Below are 15515 nucleotides of genomic sequence, written 5' to 3'. Positions count from 1 at the left end.
CGATGAGCGGGCGCGGGGGGTCACGCCACTGGAACGAGGAGACACAGCGCTGGGAGGAGGCAGGCAGCCCGGACCCGGCTCCGGTGACTCCGCCACCACCGCCCCGGCCGAGCTCCCTGCCGACGGAGGCGGGGCTGCCGAGACTTTCGGGGACCGACCCACTGGCGTACGGGCCGGTGTACGGGCCGCCGGCCTACGCCGGTGAGTGGCCGCCCGTACCCGCGCCGACCGAGGCGCCCACGGTGCCGCCGCCGGACGGGTGGCCGGGGGCGGCGGGGACGGACGTGTCCGCGCCCTGGCCGCCGGCCGCCGGTCCGGTGGACGCGGGGGATTGGCCGCCCGCGCCCGAGGCGCCCACGGTGTCCGCGCCCGTCGGGTGGCCGGGTGCCGCGACGGTCGACGGCGACGGTCATTTCACCGACGGTCACTTCGACGAGAGTCACTTCGCCGAGGGGCCGATCACCGGGGGGCCGGCCGTGTCCTGGCCGCCTCCAACGGTCATCGGCAGCGGCAGAGGGATTGGCGGGGGTGGCCAGAGACGGCGGTTCTTGTGGTCCGTGCTGATCGGGGCAGCCGTCGTCGCCGTGGCGGGGAGTCTGGTGCTGACCTTCGTGGGCCGCCCTGGAGGCGACGGCAAGGACGCCCCGACGACCGGGGCCCACAACCCCACGAGATCCGCGACGTCCCTGGTGTCGCCGGTGCCCCCGACCTCCCCGACGTCCGTGACACCGGAGCCGACGGGCGTCACCGCGTCGCCCTCCGAGCCTGTCGTGGAACCGCCCACCGACTACGCGCTGTACAAGGACCAGGAGGGCTTCCGGATCGCGCTCCCCAAAGGGTGGACGCGTACCTCCTCGCCCTCCTTGTACGGCATCCGCGTGGTCGACTACCGCAGTGCGGACCGCACCCACCGGGTGCAGGTGTACCAGGTGTCGGAGTCGTCACCGGCCAAGTCGTTCGAGCTGTATCTCTCCGACGAGATCCCGAAGGCGCCCGGTTTCACGAAGCTCCGCCTTCAGACCCTCGACGACGGTACCTTCACGGGATCCCGGCTGGAGTACCTGGCCGACTCGCTGCGCGACGAACCCGACCCGGGCGTCTGGCACGTCTACGACGAGCGGTTCGTCGCCCAGGACGGAAAAATCTACGCGATCGCCGCATACGGCCCGGATTCGGACGGTCGCGACGATGAACTGGAGCTGCTCAACACGGCGTTGACCTGGTTCTGTCCGCCCCTCGGCTCCTGCGAGGCACCGGTTCCACAGGATTCCACGGTGGGGACCCCTTAATTCAGTGAAAACGGGTGTCCGGCAGGAAGGTTGTGTGCACGCTCAGTGCATGAGCGACTACAGGGACGACGTCCCGGCGTATCTGACGATCAGGGTCACGGCCCAGGAAGGGCCCATCGCCGCTTTCGCGGAACAGGAGGCCGCTGAGGCAGCGCGGCGGTATCCCGATCTGATGGGGATGGGCATCCCCGAGTTCTTCCATGCCAGGGAGTTGGAGACAGGCGGCTGGGAGCTCCACGGCTACGGCAGCGACACCCCGCAGGGCTCCCGGGACTCCCTCGGCTCGGAGTTCCGGCTGCGCGCCAGCGAGGCCGAGGCCGCCGGTGACGAGGCCGCCCAGCGCAAGTGGCTGGCGGCGGCGCAGCGCATGGACCGCGAGGTCGTGAACGACCTGCGGGTGCGCGGCGAGCGGTTCCGGATCGTACGGGCGTCCCGCTTCGTACGGATGGGGCCGAACGGGCCCGAGCCGCCCCGCCCCTCCGACCCGGACCCGGGGGAGGTCGGGGAGGCGTACAAGGTGGGGCCGCGCACGAAGGGCTTCGTGGTCGACCCCATCAACGGCACCGGGCTGTCCGACGGCATCCTCAAGCTGGACCTCATCCAGTTCGTCGGTATTCCGGCCGGCGCGCCGCAGGAGGTCAGGGACGAGGCGTACCGGGCACTCCATACGCACCCCGGCGGGGTCCTGCTGCCCGCCGTCTACATGATCTCCGAGCGGGTGGACGGGAGTTGGCGCGCGCACAACCCCGGCTCCTCCGACTCCACGCCCCAGGGCGCGCGGGACTCGCTGGCCTACTGGCTGCGCGTGATGGCCCCCTTCACCCTGCGGCTGAGTGAGGAGAAGGCCGCCGAGTACGCCCGGGTCGCCGACCACGTCGACGAGAAGCGCTCCAACGTCGCGACCGTCGACGGCGTCCGCTACCGGGTCACCCGGGTCGAACGCCTCATCAGGGTCGGCCCCGACGGCCCCGAGGGCCCGCGTCCCTCCGACTTCGACCCCGACCCGCCCGTCGACGTACAGACCGAGCGTCTGAAGGCACAGGGCCTGTGGCGAGAGGAGGACGAGGAGTTGCCCCCGCTCAGCGAACGCAGCCTGGAGCTGAAGCGCCGCTGGGACGCGGAGGAGGAACGGCGCCGACTGGTGCGCGAGAGCAAGAAGAAGGCGTAGCGGCGATCAGGTGATGTGAGGGGCCGTCGAACGTGACGAACACGTTCGGCGGTCCCTCTGTGTGGTCGACGCGGCCAACTCGGCTGCCCGTGGCTGTGGTTCAGTAGGCGACTGCGGGTGCGGGGAGGGGAGCGATCTCCCGGTCGAAGAAGCTGTGGAATTCTTCCCCGCGCTCGTACAGCTCGTTGAATCCGGCGTTCGTTTCCCGGATCAGAGCCGGATCGGCGAAGCGGTTGGCTCCCGCCGCGTTCCCGTCGTCGTCGTACTGCACCTCGTACATGACGACGTCGCCGAGGATCACCACCTCGGGCACGGGTCGTTCCCTCTCGAGGTCCGAGATCTTGCGGGCGTCGAGGACTCTGATGTTGTCGCCCACTTCCACGCGCACGCGGAGGACGAACATCTCCCATTGCACGTAGGGGGTGACAGGGAATTCAATTACGCGAAGGCGACGGGCCAGGATGTTTCGCTGCGCCTCCTCGCGGAACTGCTGCGCATAGGCATCGCGCCTCTCGTCGGCGAGGGACAGCGATGCCTCCCAGTCCCCGGCGGCGAAGGCTTCCCAGCTGGCAAACCCTCGTTCCTTGAAGTTCTGGCCTCGTTCGAGTTTGTTCTGGAAGGGAATTCCGCTGCCGCGGATCCGGCGGAAATCCGCATGATACGTGGGGCGATCCATGCGTACGGAGGGGCTGCCTAGGAATGAATCAAACACTTGGGATATCCGGTTTCGCCGCTACCAACATGTTCCTTGGGATGACTACAAGCCGCTCGTCCGACCCGACCGAGACGCCGGCCGGTAAATGCCCGCCGAGTGACTCCGTGAGATCCCGGCCTATGACCGCGACGTCCCCGTTCTCAAGCTCCCAGATGTCGGGGCAGTCGTCGCTGTCGGTCGTGTTCCCCAGTTCCCTGGGGGATTTTCCCAGACGCCGCTTGAACGTCGTGGTCGGATCGGCTTCCCAAGGCCTGGCCATGGACATGGAAATTCCCCCTAGGCTGATTTGGTTTCCGTTAACTTAGCACTCGCTGAAACTGTTTGACGAGGCGAGAACTGGACATGTCGAAAGCATGGTAGGCATCGACGACTCGACTATGTCGGCGTATCTTCGGAAGATCTGGAAAGCTTCGGGAAAAGGGGGACGTGTGGAACCGGAAGCGGTCCTGCTCGCACAGAGCGCCGGAATCACGCTGGTCACTTTGATGACAACCGATGCATGGCATCGCACCCGCGAAGGGATCGCACAACTGTGGCGCCGGACACAGCCGGACCGCGCGGAGGCCGTGTTAGCGGAATTGGAAGTCACGCGCGAAGACGCCGTGGCGGCCGGTGAGACCGGCGATCAGGAGACCATCGGCGAACTGCGCCTGGAGTGGCAGGGGCGGCTCCGGCGCCTGCTCGCCGCCCACCCGGATGCCGCCGTGGAACTGCGTGGCCTCCTCGACGAACTTGAGCCGAGAGGCTCGGCCGGGCTCTCGATCAACGCCATCACCCAGCGCGCCGACGCCTCCGGCCGGGCCCGGATCTACCAGGCCGGACGAGACCAGCACATCGCCGGGCGATGACGGGCGCGACGAACGGCCATGCCGAGGATCGTGGCCGGGTCTTCCAGGCGTCGGGCGATCAGTACAACACCGAACACCACCATTACGGCGAGGAGTTGGCCGTGCCGGACGGCCCCGACTCGGTTCGCCGTCCGGCGGTCGGGCGGCCTCCGGTCGTGCTGCGTGACCGCCTCGAAGTGCTGGAACGTCTGAGAGCGAGTGTGCGGGCGGGGCATGGTGGCGAGGCTTATGTGCTGTACGGCATGGGTGGTTGCGGCAAGACCGCCGTCGCCTACACGTTCTTCCAGACGGCCGTCGAGGAGTGCGGACGGGTGGGCCTGTGGGTCAGCGCCTCCGACCGCGCCAGCCTGCGCGCCGGCATGCTCGCGGTCGCCGCCGACCGGGGCGCGAGCGACGGTGAACTGCTGGCCGCTCGCAACGGACTTCGTGCCGCCGCCGATCTCGTCTGGCACTACCTGGACCACTCCACCGAGCCATGGCTGCTCGTGCTCGACAACGCCGACCAGCCCGAGATCCTCCGTGACGGCAGTTGGCTGCGCACCAGCCCGCGCGGCACGGTCGTGGTGACCACGCGCCGGTCGGCCGCCCGCTGGTGGCCGGGAGCGGAGTTGCAGCACATCGGCGTACTCCCGAGTGAGGACGCGGCGCGCGTACTGCGTGACCTCGCTCCGCACAGCGGTACGCAGGAAGAGGCCGAGCGGATCGCGGAACGGCTCGGCAGGCTGCCGCTGGCCCTCACGCTGGCGGGCGGCTTCCTGTCCCAACAAGTGCTCGATCCCTGGACGTTGGAGGCGTACGGACGTCGTCTCGACGCGGACGAAGGGGAACGGGTCGGACTCATCGACCAAGGAGCGGATGCCTTGTCCCAGCAAGACCCCCGGCACATGGTCGGGCTCACCTGGCAACTGACACTCGACGCGTTCGAGGCCCGAGGACTCCCCGAAGCGACCGCGCTGCTGCGGCTGCTGGCCCGCTTCGCTCCCGAACCGCTGCCGCTTTCGCTGCTCAACCGGCCCGAGATCGAGGATGTGCTGTCCCGCGCGCGTTGCGAAACCGCGCTACGAGCACTGCTCGACCAGTCGCTGACCGAACTCGTCGACGTCGGTGTGCGATGCTCGCAGAGCCATGGCGTGCTGCTCGACAGCGTCGCGGCGGCGACTCCGGCGGAACTGGTTCCCGTGCTCGACAGCACGGCTGTACGGCTGCTCGGCGCGGCCGTTCCCGAGGTCCCTGACGCGGGCCCGCACGACCCGTTGCACCGGCTGCTCGTACCCCACGCGCTCGCCCTGCTCCGACGGATCGACGACCCGCAGACCTCGGCCGACGCGCTGGCCGTGGCCACCCGGCTGGCCATCGCCCTGCACCGAACCGGCGACTACCTCTCCGCCTGGGACACCGCCCGAGCGGCGGCCGACCTCGGCGAGCAGCGACTCGGCGCGGAACACCGGGCCGTACTGGCCGCGCGCTCCAGGTCGGGCCGCGCGCTCTTCCGGCTGGGCAGGTACGCCGAGGCCGAGTCGCTGCTCACCGAAGTCCGGTCCGCGCAGGGCCGTTTGTTCGGAGCCGGCGATCCCGACGCCCTGGACACCGCGCAGGGCCTTCAGCTCGTGCTGGCGAATCTCGGCAGGCGGGACGAGGCCCTCGCCCTGCTCCGGTCCACGGTCGCCGGCCGACGCCTGGCGCTGGGCCCGGCGCATCCGCTGACGCTGCGCTCCCGGTCGAGCCTGCTCGTCCTGCTGCCCGCGTCCGAGGTCGTCACCGAGGATGACGGCACTCTGCTCGACCTGCCCTCGGAGTGCGACCGGTTGCTCGGCCCGGACCACACGGTGAGCCTTGGCGCCCATCACAACCACGCGTGGGCGCTGTACCTGTTGGGCCGTTACGACGAGGCAGACCAGGAGATCCGGCACGTCGCCGACGCCTACCTGCGGCGCTACGGCCCCGACTACCCGATCGCCCTCTCGGCCCAGCAGTTGCTGTCCCGGACGCGGACCGCGCGGGGCCGGGTGGACGAGGGCATCGAGCTGATGACGGATGTGGTGACCAGGCGGGAACGCAGCCTGGGCACCGACCATCCGTTCACGCTTGCCAGCAGGCGGCTGCTGACCACGTTCACATCCGGTCAGCAGGGTCCTTGACCGAGGTCACGAACGACGACCAGGAAGCGGGGGTGAAGAGGACTGCGGGGCCGTGGGGGGCCTTGGAGTCGCGGACGGGGACGATGGTGGTTATCCCGGCGCCGACTTCAAGGCAGTCACCGCCGTTGGTGCTGCTGTAGCTGCTCTTGCGCCAGGAGACGGTCAGTTCACTCGCGCTGATCATGCGCCTAGCTCCTTTAGGTGCCCGCCGATCAACTCGGCCGACGCGTCGGGTGACAGGGCAACTGCCCTGAGCAGATCATAAGTGCGGACCCCTTCAGCCACCTCCCCCTGGTCGAGAGCTGTTCGACCCTGGGAGAAGCCGTCTACGTGGAGAACGTCCGGGCCTTCGTCGAACCCGAGCAGCATGAACGGGCCTGCCAGACCAGGATGCGCGGCCACCGTGCGGGGGATGATCTGGATCACCGTGCGGGGATGCTTCCCTGCCTCCAGCAGATGCTCGAACTGGGCGCGCATCACAGCCTCACCGCCGATGTGGCGCAGCAGCGCGTACTCGTCCAGGATGAACCAGGCCCGGGGGCGCTCCTCCCGTTCGAAGATCTCCTGCCGGGTCATCCGGGCGGCTACCAGATCGTCCAGGTTGTCCGGCCGAACCGTGATCAGCATTGAGCGCGCGTACTCCTCGGTCTGCAACAGTCCGGGGATGACCTGGTTCTGGAAGGACCGGATGGACACGGCGTCTTGCTCCAGCTCCACCACTGGAAGGAACCAAGACGGATACGCGTACTGGATGACGAGCGGGTGCAACCGTGCGAAGTGGCCGTCCGTCTTCAGTGCGATGTCGAGGTCCCGCGCGAGGTCCAGAGACGGCACCCGTTTCGCCGACTCGATCTTCGAGATCATGGACTGGGTGGTGTGGGCGAGACGTGCTGTCTGTTCCTGGGACAGCCCTGCCTTGGTGCGGAGACGCGTCAACTCCGTGCCGAAGAAAGCCAGGAGGGACTTCATGGGGTCGGGCGCGGCGTCGGTCTCGACGGTCATGTGCAAACCTCCTCCTGCATGACCGGGAGGCGGTCATGGCGGCCTCCCATGACCCCTGTCAGGTCATGGCGTTCTGCCTGGTGAAACTACCGAACGGAGCGCAACGCTGTCTCCACAATCGGTAGTTGCCCACCCCAAAGGGGCACGAGGCACAGGAACGCATCGACGTGGAGAAACGCGTGGAGACTGACAAGTGTGTGGCCGGAGCCGTCATGTACGACGTCGAGCTGGAGAAGGTCGGGGAGTACCGGGAGAAGGTCGGCCCGTACCTGCTGCTCAGGCCGATCGGGGGCGGCCGGGAGTGGGAGGTGGCCCCGGCGGACGTACGCCCCGCGACTCCCGCCGAGTACCTGAGCGCGAAGGTGCGGGCGGCGAACGACCAGGCCACGCACAACCGGGCGGAGCCGATGTACGGCCCGCCCGGCGAGACGTACCGCCCGCCGGTGCTCGTCCCCGACTGTACGGAGTGCGCCGAACTCGGTGCCCAACGCGCCGCCGCCCGCGCCGAGTTCGACTGGAGCAAGGAGACGGACGCGAACGTACTGCTCCGCTCCCACCAGCGGCGGGACCACGGCGCATGACCCCGCCGGATCTGCCCCCGATCTTTCGCGAATATCGCCGAAAGGGTGAACGGTGTGTTCTATTCGTGGATACAGTAATTCCATGAACACCACTGATCCGGTATCCCGAGTCGCCCTCAAGAAAATCACCCCAGACGTCTCCGCGTCGATGGGTGCCCTGCATGCCGCCGCCGTTTCCGCCGCGCGGGACGCCAAAGTCGAACCCGAACTCCTTGAACTGATCCGGATTCGCGCGTCCCAGCTCAACGGCTGCGCCTTCTGCCTCGACATGCACACCAAGGACGCCCGTGCGGCGGGTGAGACCGAGCAGCGGATCTACGCCCTGAACGCCTGGCGGGAGACTCCCTTCTTCACCGAACAGGAGCGCGCCGCACTGGCGTTGACCGAGGCTGTGACCCTCGTGCACGATGGACACGTCCCCGATGACGTCTACGCCGGGGCCGCCGCCGTATTCGACGAGGCACAGGTCGCCGCGCTGATATGGGCGGCCGCCGTCATCAACGCGTACAACCGGATCGCCATCGCGACGCGGATGGTTCCCGGTGGTTATCAGCCGGTGCCGAAGACTGGCTGACTGACTGAATGCGGCTGAATTTGGATTCGGGTCGGATTCGGGCGTGAATGGGTGGGGGAGGGCGATTCAATTCGCCCTCCCCCACCCATTTGTTCTGTCGGCCGTTCTAAAGCAGGGGCTCCGGCAGGTCCTCCAGCCAATTCCGCCATTCGGGGGCTCGCATCGCGTGCCCCGCCCGTATCGGCGGCTCCGTGCTGCCCGTCCATTCCGTCACCGGGCGGATTCCGTGCAGCGCGTTCACCAGCCATACCTCGCGGTCGGCAAGGTCGGTGAGGGTGCGTTCGCGGTGGGCTACGCGGATGCCGGTGCGCTGGGCGTGTTCCTGGATGAGGGCGGTGGTGACTCCGGCCAGGACCGGGAGTTGGGGTGAGGGCAGGCACAGGGTGTCGTCCTCCCACCACAGGAGGCTGGTGGTGGCGCCCTCCAGGATCACGCCCGAGGGGGCGACCAGCACTGCCTCGTCCGCGCCCTCCGTCGCCGCCCGCTGCCGGACCCTGGCCAGGATGTCCAGGTCGGGGCCCTTGCGGCGGGGGACGGTGCGCGGGTCGGACTGGCCCGCAGCCCAGAGCCGTACACCCGTGCCGAGCGGTGGAGCGGGGCGGAGGAGGAGTCTCAACTCCCGTGACTCTGCTCCCAGTTCGACTCGGGGGAACCAGTCGCCCGTGCGTGGCAGCGCAGCTGTCATGTCCTGCCAGAAGTCCACCAGTTGGCGCGGTGAGGGACCGCCGGAGTCGGCGCAGGCCCGCAGGAAGCGTTCCCGGTGCCGGCCGAGGGCGCGCACCCGGCCCTCGCGCAGCAGCCAGGAGTCGGCGACCGCCAGCCGCTCGCCGACCGTCGGCACGCGGCCGTACGAGTCCGGGGCGTCCGGGGCGGTCAGGCCCCGGCGCGGCGACCACGTCAACAGCCCTTCCCTGGCCGCCGTTTGGGTTCGTCCTGTTCGCGTCAGCGTCATCAAGTGCTCTTTTCCTGATACCCCAGATATCCCGGATACCCCTGATACCTCAGTACGTCAGTACTTGCGGCCCGCCAGCGCCGGTGCCCCGTTCCGGGGGCCGTACGGCGCGTGCTCCAGCCACGATCCGCACCACGGCAGCATCGGCGCGAGGGCCGCCGCCGCGCGCTGCTTGGCCCGGACGATCCGGCGCCGTGGACGGAGGTGGTCAAGCGCGTTCCCGGCGGCGGCGCTGTTGAACACGGCCGCCGCGTGCCGTACTTCGGCGAACTCGGCGACCGCTCCCACCAGCCCCGTCCTGGACACGGTGGCGATGGCCTCCGCCGCTGCCGCCGCGTCCGCGATCCCGCTGTTCATCCCGCGCGCCCCGAACGGCGGGAACAGATGCGCCGCCTCCCCGGTGAGCAGCACCCGACGGTGCCGGTCGGTGAAGGCGTCGGCGACCTTGCGCAGGAAGCGGTACGTCGACACCCACAGGATCTGAGACCCGTACCCCGGCGCCTCCAGCACCCCCGGCAGCCAGTCCCGTACGGCCTCCTCCGTGCCGTACGCCTCCTGCGGGTCGTCGTCGCGGCACTGGAGGTCGACCTGGAAACCGCCCGTGAAGGGCACCCGCAGCACGCTCCGGCCGCCCACGCCCGGATGCTCGTAGTGGAAGACGCGCTCCAGGGGGAGTTCGGCGCCGGGGATGTCGGCGACGTCCACGACGACGTGGAACCCGGTCGAGTGCGCGCCCTCCATGGTGATCCCCAACTCCGCCCGTACGGTGGACCGGGCGCCGTCGGCGGCCACGACATGGGTGCCGTGCCAGACACCGCCGCCCGAGTCGGTGAGGGCGACCCCGGTCGGCGAGGACCGTACGCCCGTCACCCGCACGCCCCACGCGAACTCCACGCCCGCGTCCCGGCAGGCGGCCCGCAGCAGGCGCTCGGTGTCCACCTGGCGCAGACTGGTGAAGGGCGGGGTGGCCGTGGGCGCCTTCGGCTGCTCGGGGAAGGTGCGGGAGTAGACCTCGCGGCCCCGGTACAGCGTGCGCCGGGTGTGCCAGGTCTGCCCGTGCGCCGCGAACTCGGCGGCCAGGCCCGGACGCATCCCGTCCAGCAGGCGCAGGGTCTCGCGGTGCACGAACAGGGCGCGGCTGCCCGGGCGTTGACGGTCCTCGGGGTCCGCCTCCAGGACGACGACCGGCAGTCCGTGAGCGCGCAGCCCGAGCGCGGCGGACAGCCCGACGGGACCGGCGCCCACGACCAACACCCGCTTGTCGTCAGGGGTGTTCATGTGCGCGCGCCCTCGGCCAGCATGCGGGTGATCTCCACCCGTTTCACCTTCCAGGTCGCCGTCATCGGCAGTTCCTCGAAGCGCCACTGCCGGGGCTCGGCCATCGCCGGCAGATCGGCGGTCGCCCGCCGCCAGCGCTCCGGGTCGAGCGGCACCTCGTCGCGTACGCAGACCACGGGCACCGGCTCGCGGTCGGCGCCCGGCACGATGACGACCTCGCGCAGCTCCTCCAGCCGGTCCATCAGCGTGTCCTCGACCTCCAGGTTGCTGTGCACGGAGTCGATCCGGTCGATCTCGCGGTCGATGAGATACAGCGCCCCGAGCCTGCTCCGGTACCCCATGTCGCCCATCTGCCACCATCCGTCGCCGTCGAGCTGACGCCGGTACTGCTCGGGCGCGCCGAGGTAGGTGAGGATGCGTCCGCGTGTCCTGGCCTCGATGCGACCCGGCGTGCCCGGTGCGGCGGGCCGACCGTTGTCGTCCGTCACACGGACCCGGGTGAAGCCGGGAATCCCGATGCCGACCCGGCGGCCGTCCGCCTTCGCCACACTGCGCCGGGTGAACCACTGCACGGCGACGGGCCCGGTCTCGCTCTGCCCGTACAACTGGACCAGCCAGGCGCTACGGCGCTTCGACGCGCCCAGCAGCCGACGTACGGTACGCGGGTGGATCGCGTCGAACGTCGACCCGTACGACCGTACGCGCGACAGCGGTTGACCCGGAGCGTCCGCCAACTCCTCCCACAAGACGAAGGTGTTGGGGTGGGTCTCGACGATCCCCGGGCGATGGCGGACGAGCAGCGGGCGCACGGCGGCCGGGGCCGGGTCGGTGATCAGGAGCAGCGGGCTGCCGAAGTGCAGGAGCACGCCCAGGAGATGGTAGAAGCGCGAGTGCACGAACGACATGTGCAGCGCGGCCGTCTCCCCACGGGTGGGCCAGCCCATCGCCTGCTGCGGTACGAGACGGTTCCACATGCTGTTCGCGCAGTGCACGGCGAGCTTGGGGATACCGGTGGTGCCCGAACTGTGGGTGATCAGGGCCGGTTCGCGGGGGTGGAGGCGGACGGCGTTGGCGGGCTCGGCACCCGCGTACATCGCGAGCGGCTCGGCGCCGACCGTGTTGGCCGCATCGGCGTTGACGGCGAGGATCCGGCGGACCAGCGGGGGGAGGTCCAACTCCGCGAGCGGGCCGGTGAGTTTGGCGGTGTCGGTGAGCAGCCAGGGGCGGTGCAGCCGGGTCAGCAACTGGCCGACGACCGGTCCGGCGAGACCGGGGGACAGGAGCACGGGGACAGCGCCGATACGGGAGACCGCGCAGGTCAGCAGCACGATGTCGACGTTGTCCGTCTTGTGGACGACCACTTCCTCCGAGGGCCGGACCCCGGCCGCCCACAGCCGGGCCGACAACTCCTCGACCACATCGGCCAGTTGGGAGTAGCTCAGGTCGACCCCGAGCTCTGGGCTGACGTCGAGCGGCCGGTCCAGGGTGACGAAGACGGCTCCGTGGCGGTCGGCGGCCCGCCGGAAGACCGGGCCCAGATAGAAACCGCGGTCGGCGAGCAGGGGCTGCTGCGGCTGTGGCATGCGCCCGGTCCTTTCTGAACTGCGGGAAGTGCGCGATGTACGGCAAGGGGCCGCGGCGGCTTGAAGGGCTGCGGTGACTGGGGTGGCTGGGGTGGCCGGGGTGGTCACCAGGTGCCCCTGCGGACCATGTGGCGGCGGAGTTTTCCCGTCCCGGTGCGGGGCAGCGCCGGGACGAAGCCGACACTCCGGGGGACCTTGAAGGCGGCGAGACGGGCGCGGGCCAGCTCGATGAGTTCGGTCTCCAGGCCCGTCCGGACCGGCCCGGTGGGGACGACGAAGGCACGCAGCCCGCTGACGCCCCGCTCATCGGGGAGCGCGGCCACGGCGACCTCCCGAACCGCCGGGTGGGCGCGCAGTACGGCCTCCACCTCCAGCGGTGACACCGTGATGCCGCCGACCATCTCCATGTCGTCGGCGCGGCCCAGATGCCGGTAGGTGCCGTCCGGTTCACGCACCGCCCGGTCCCGGGTGGCCAGCCAGCCGTCGACCAGTGAACGGGCCGTCTCCGCAGGCTGGTTGAGATAGCCGCGCGTCACCGTGGGCCCACGCACCCAGAGTTCACCCTCGACGGCATCGGGTACGGGCAGCCCGGCGCGGTCGCGCAGCTCGACCTCGAAACCGGGGACGGGGCGGCCGACCGTACCGGGACGGTTGTGGTCGAGGCTGTTGGCGCAGAACGCGTGCCCGGCCTCCGTCGAGCCGAGCTGCTCCAGCACCGGCGCGCCGAGCAGCTCCCCGACCTGCCTCCCGAGCCCGTCCGGCAGCCCCTCACCGGCCGACACGGCGGCCCGTACGGAGGCGAAGCAGGCCTGGTGGCCGGCCGCCCGGTGGTCGCTGCCCCGCTCGGCCACCAGGGCCGCGTAGGCGGACGGCACGGAGTAGAGCAGGGTCACCCGGTGCCGGGCGACGAGCTCGTCGACGGCCGCCGGGGTCGGACGCCGGTCCACCAGGACGGCCGACGAACCGGAGAACAGCGGGAAGACGAAGGCGTTGCCGAAGCCGTAGGCGAAGTACAGCTTGGAGACGGAGAGCGCGACATCGTCCTCGGTGATCCGCAGCAACGGGCGGCCGATCAGGTCGTGATAGGTCTTCGGGTCGCCGTGGGTGTGCACAACTCCCTTTGGGAGACCGGTGGTTCCGGAGGTGTACTGCACATACAGGGGCGTGTCGGCGTCCGCCGGATGGGCGGTGGCGGCCGGTTCGGCGGTCGGAGCGAGAGCGGCGAGCTGATCGGCACCGAGCAGAGGCCGCCCCGCGAAACGCCCCTCGTCGCCAGTACCTGTACCCGTACCCGCGCTCTCCTCCAGCCCGGGGCCCGTCACGCACAGCACCGCTTCCGCGTCCTCGGCCATGAACGCGTGGTCGGCGGGCGGGAGTTCGGGGTTGACCAGCACGGCCACGGCACCGAGCCGGGCGGCGGCGAGGAAGACGGTCACCCAGGTGATGCCGTCGGGCAGGGCCAGGAGCACCCGGTCGCCGGCTTTCACCCCGTGCCGGGCGAGCACCGTCGCCGTACGGGCGGCCAGCTCGTGCACCTCGCCGTGCGTCCAGGAACGGTGCCCCTGGTCGCTCTGGTGGAAGGCGGCCCGGTCGCTCCAGCCGCGCCGCTCGGCGAGGGCGGCGAGATGGGCGGCGAGGTTGCCTGGGCCGACTGTGCCTGGGCCGACTGTGCCTGAGCCGGCTGTGTCCGTGCCGGTTGCGGCTGCGTCGGCAGGGGAGTGCGTGGGCAGGGCCGGGGAAGCGGTGGCGGACGGGTGGGTCGTCACCGGGCGGCCTCCTCTGCGGCGGCCGACAGGGACGGGGAGGGCGGGTACTCCCGGTAGTCCTGCCCGTACTCCAGGCAGTCCTGGTGCTCCTGAAACTCCTGATATTCCTGGTACTCCCGGTGCTCCCGCTGCTCCTGGTACTGCTGATAGGCCCGCATCTGGGCGGCTGTCTTCAGGAGCATCTCGTCGTACTCCGCGACCGGGTCCGAGCCGAGGACGATCGCGCCGCCCGCGCCCAGCCGCATCTCCCCGCCGCTGATCACGGCGGTCCGGATGACGATGCTGAGATCCGCGCCGCCGCTGCACCCCAGGAAGCCGAGGGCCCCGGAGTACACGCCCCGGGCCTCCGTCTCCAGCGAGTCGATGATCTCCATCGTGCGGAGCTTGGGCGCGCCGGTCATCGAGCCGCCCGGGAAGCAGGCGCGGACCGCGTCCACCGAGTCGGTGCCCTCGCGCAGCCGTCCCTCGACGTAGGAGACGAGCTGGTGCACGGTCGCGTACGTCTCGGTGACCATGAGCCGGGAGACGCGTACCGTGCCGGTGCGGCAGACCTGGCCCAGGTCGTTGCGGAGCAGGTCGACGATCATCAGGTTCTCGGCGCGTGTCTTGTCGTCGGCGGCGAGCGAGTCCCGCAGGCGGTCGTCCTCCGCCGGGTCGCCGCCACGCGGGGCGGTGCCCTTGATGGGCCTGGCCTCGGCCATGCCGTCCCGGGTGATCCGCAGGAACCGCTCGGGCGAGGAACCGGCCACCTCCAGCTCCCCGAACCGCAGGAAGGCCGCGTACGGCGCCGGGTTGACGCGTCGCAGGGCCCGGTAGTAGCCGAACGCGTCGGCCGGGGCGGGCATCCTGGCCGTGTTGGTCAGACAGACCTCGTAACTCGTGCCGGCCGTCAACTCCCGTCGGCAGGACGCGATGTCGGCGAGATAGGTGGCCCGGTCGCGCACCAGCCACGGTTCCGCCGAGGCGGGGTCGGGGTCCGGCCCGGTGGCCGGTACGGGCAGCGGCGGCTGCTGGGCGCTCACGAAGGAGAGCTGGGCCAGCGCGCTGTCGAGCCAGTCGGCGGCCTCCAGTGTGGCCTGCGGAGTGTCCTCGGCGACACAGACGGCGTACGTGTAGCCCTCCTGGTGGTCCACCGCGATCAGCCGGTCGGCGAACAGCCAGCAGGCGTCGGGGGTCCGGGCCCGGTGCACACCCGGCGAGGTCGCTCCGCAGTCGGCCTTCGTCTCGTACCCGAAGTAGCCGACGTATCCGCCGGTGAAGTCGAACGGCAGCCCGGTGGCGTCCACATGACGGGTCGTCAACTGCCGTTTCAGGTAGTCGAAGACGCTCGCCCTGACCTTGCGCGTCGGCCGTCCGTCCCGCTCGATCTCGCAGACGCCGCTCGTGACGTCGTACCGCACGAACTCGGCGAGCGGACCGGACCCGTCCCCGAGGAACGAGAACCGCGACCGTCCCTTCTCGACCTGCGAACTGTCCAGCCAGAACGCGCGCGGCGAGCCGGCGTACATCCGGCCGAAGGCGGCCTCCGTGTCCACTGCGCCGGCGATCCGCCGGGTGTGCAGACGGTGGGTGGCGCGCCGCTGGGGCGAGCGCGGCTGGGGCGAGCGGCGCTGGGCGGGGA

Annotated in this window: 15 protein-coding genes; 6 read left to right on the top strand and 9 right to left on the bottom strand. The window is 70.3% G+C overall.

The genetic code is table 11. The features are described 5' to 3' along the window. The first annotated feature begins 2 nt into the window (after positions 1 to 2). The gene (locus AOK08_RS47035) at positions 3 to 1289 is read left to right on the top strand and encodes a hypothetical protein (RefSeq protein WP_241826839.1); all 1287 of its coding nucleotides are present in this window, start codon (positions 3 to 5) and stop codon (positions 1287 to 1289) included. A 49-nt stretch (positions 1290 to 1338) separates the two neighbouring features. Further along, on the top strand, positions 1339 to 2457 hold the full coding sequence (locus AOK08_RS05145; protein ID WP_055524061.1) for a DUF5954 family protein: 1119 nt from the start codon (positions 1339 to 1341) through the stop codon (positions 2455 to 2457). A gap of 100 nt (positions 2458 to 2557) precedes the next feature. Here AOK08_RS05145 and AOK08_RS05140 read toward each other — a convergent pair whose 3' ends face one another. Next, on the bottom strand, positions 2558 to 3169 hold the full coding sequence (locus tag AOK08_RS05140) for a DUF6879 family protein (RefSeq protein WP_055524059.1): 612 nt from the start codon (positions 3167 to 3169) through the stop codon (positions 2558 to 2560). Continuing rightward, positions 3162 to 3431, bottom strand: a complete 270-nt coding sequence (locus tag AOK08_RS05135) for a hypothetical protein (protein WP_055524088.1) — start codon at positions 3429 to 3431, stop codon at positions 3162 to 3164. Before AOK08_RS05135 ends, AOK08_RS05140 begins: the two co-directional genes overlap by 8 nt. Positions 3432 to 3600: 169 nt before the next feature. On the opposite strand from AOK08_RS05135, the gene AOK08_RS05130 reads away from it, so the two are divergent. Together AOK08_RS05130 and AOK08_RS05125 are read left to right on the top strand one after the other, a co-directional pair. Then, on the top strand, positions 3601 to 4020 hold the full coding sequence (locus AOK08_RS05130; protein ID WP_055524057.1) for a hypothetical protein: 420 nt from the start codon (positions 3601 to 3603) through the stop codon (positions 4018 to 4020). After that, positions 4017 to 6158 (top strand): tetratricopeptide repeat protein, encoded by a 2142-nt coding sequence (locus AOK08_RS05125; protein WP_055524056.1) that lies wholly within the window; start codon positions 4017 to 4019, stop codon positions 6156 to 6158. Before AOK08_RS05130 ends, AOK08_RS05125 begins: the two co-directional genes overlap by 4 nt. On the opposite strand, the gene AOK08_RS05120 is transcribed toward AOK08_RS05125, so the two are convergent. Together AOK08_RS05120 and AOK08_RS05115 are read right to left on the bottom strand one after the other, a co-directional pair. Beyond that, positions 6133 to 6342, bottom strand: coding sequence for a DUF397 domain-containing protein (locus AOK08_RS05120; RefSeq protein ID WP_055524054.1), 210 nt, complete (start codon positions 6340 to 6342; stop codon positions 6133 to 6135). The genes AOK08_RS05125 and AOK08_RS05120 overlap by 26 nt on opposite strands. Then, positions 6339 to 7160, bottom strand: coding sequence for a helix-turn-helix domain-containing protein (locus AOK08_RS05115; RefSeq protein WP_055524053.1), 822 nt, complete (start codon positions 7158 to 7160; stop codon positions 6339 to 6341). Before AOK08_RS05115 ends, AOK08_RS05120 begins: the two co-directional genes overlap by 4 nt. A 212-nt stretch (positions 7161 to 7372) precedes the next feature. On the opposite strand from AOK08_RS05115, the gene AOK08_RS05110 reads away from it, so the two are divergent. Together AOK08_RS05110 and AOK08_RS05105 are read left to right on the top strand one after the other, a co-directional pair. After that, the gene (locus tag AOK08_RS05110) at positions 7373 to 7741 is read left to right on the top strand and encodes a hypothetical protein (RefSeq protein ID WP_055524086.1); all 369 of its coding nucleotides are present in this window, start codon (positions 7373 to 7375) and stop codon (positions 7739 to 7741) included. Positions 7742 to 7823: 82 nt separating this feature from the next. Further along, the gene (locus AOK08_RS05105; protein ID WP_055524052.1) at positions 7824 to 8315 is read left to right on the top strand and encodes a carboxymuconolactone decarboxylase family protein; all 492 of its coding nucleotides are present in this window, start codon (positions 7824 to 7826) and stop codon (positions 8313 to 8315) included. Between the two features lie 106 nt (positions 8316 to 8421). Here AOK08_RS05105 and AOK08_RS05100 read toward each other — a convergent pair whose 3' ends face one another. The 5 genes from AOK08_RS05100 to pabB form a co-directional block, all read right to left on the bottom strand. Beyond that, complete coding sequence (locus tag AOK08_RS05100; RefSeq protein WP_055524050.1) at positions 8422 to 9267, bottom strand: aminotransferase class IV; 846 nt, start codon at positions 9265 to 9267, stop codon at positions 8422 to 8424. Positions 9268 to 9324: 57 nt separating this feature from the next. After that, positions 9325 to 10545, bottom strand: coding sequence for an FAD-dependent monooxygenase (locus AOK08_RS05095; RefSeq protein ID WP_055524048.1), 1221 nt, complete (start codon positions 10543 to 10545; stop codon positions 9325 to 9327). Then, positions 10542 to 12128 carry a class I adenylate-forming enzyme family protein gene (locus AOK08_RS05090; protein WP_055524046.1) on the bottom strand — a complete coding sequence of 529 codons (1587 nt, stop codon included), beginning with the start codon at positions 12126 to 12128 and terminating at the stop codon, positions 10542 to 10544. The genes AOK08_RS05095 and AOK08_RS05090 overlap by 4 nt, the downstream gene beginning before the upstream one ends. 104 nt (positions 12129 to 12232) lie before the next feature. After that, on the bottom strand, positions 12233 to 13894 hold the full coding sequence (locus AOK08_RS05085; protein ID WP_055524041.1) for a benzoate-CoA ligase family protein: 1662 nt from the start codon (positions 13892 to 13894) through the stop codon (positions 12233 to 12235). Next, on the bottom strand, positions 13891 to 15515 hold a 1625-nt coding region (gene pabB / locus AOK08_RS05080; protein WP_055524039.1), incomplete at its 5' end, for an aminodeoxychorismate synthase component I. The genes pabB and AOK08_RS05085, both read right to left, overlap by 4 nt.

This window comes from Streptomyces graminilatus (assembly GCF_001418565.1).
Lineage (GTDB): Bacteria > Actinomycetota > Actinomycetes > Streptomycetales > Streptomycetaceae > Streptomyces > Streptomyces graminilatus.
The sequence above is the reverse complement of the archived record's forward strand: the minus strand, read 5'-3'. Positions and strand labels throughout refer to the sequence as shown.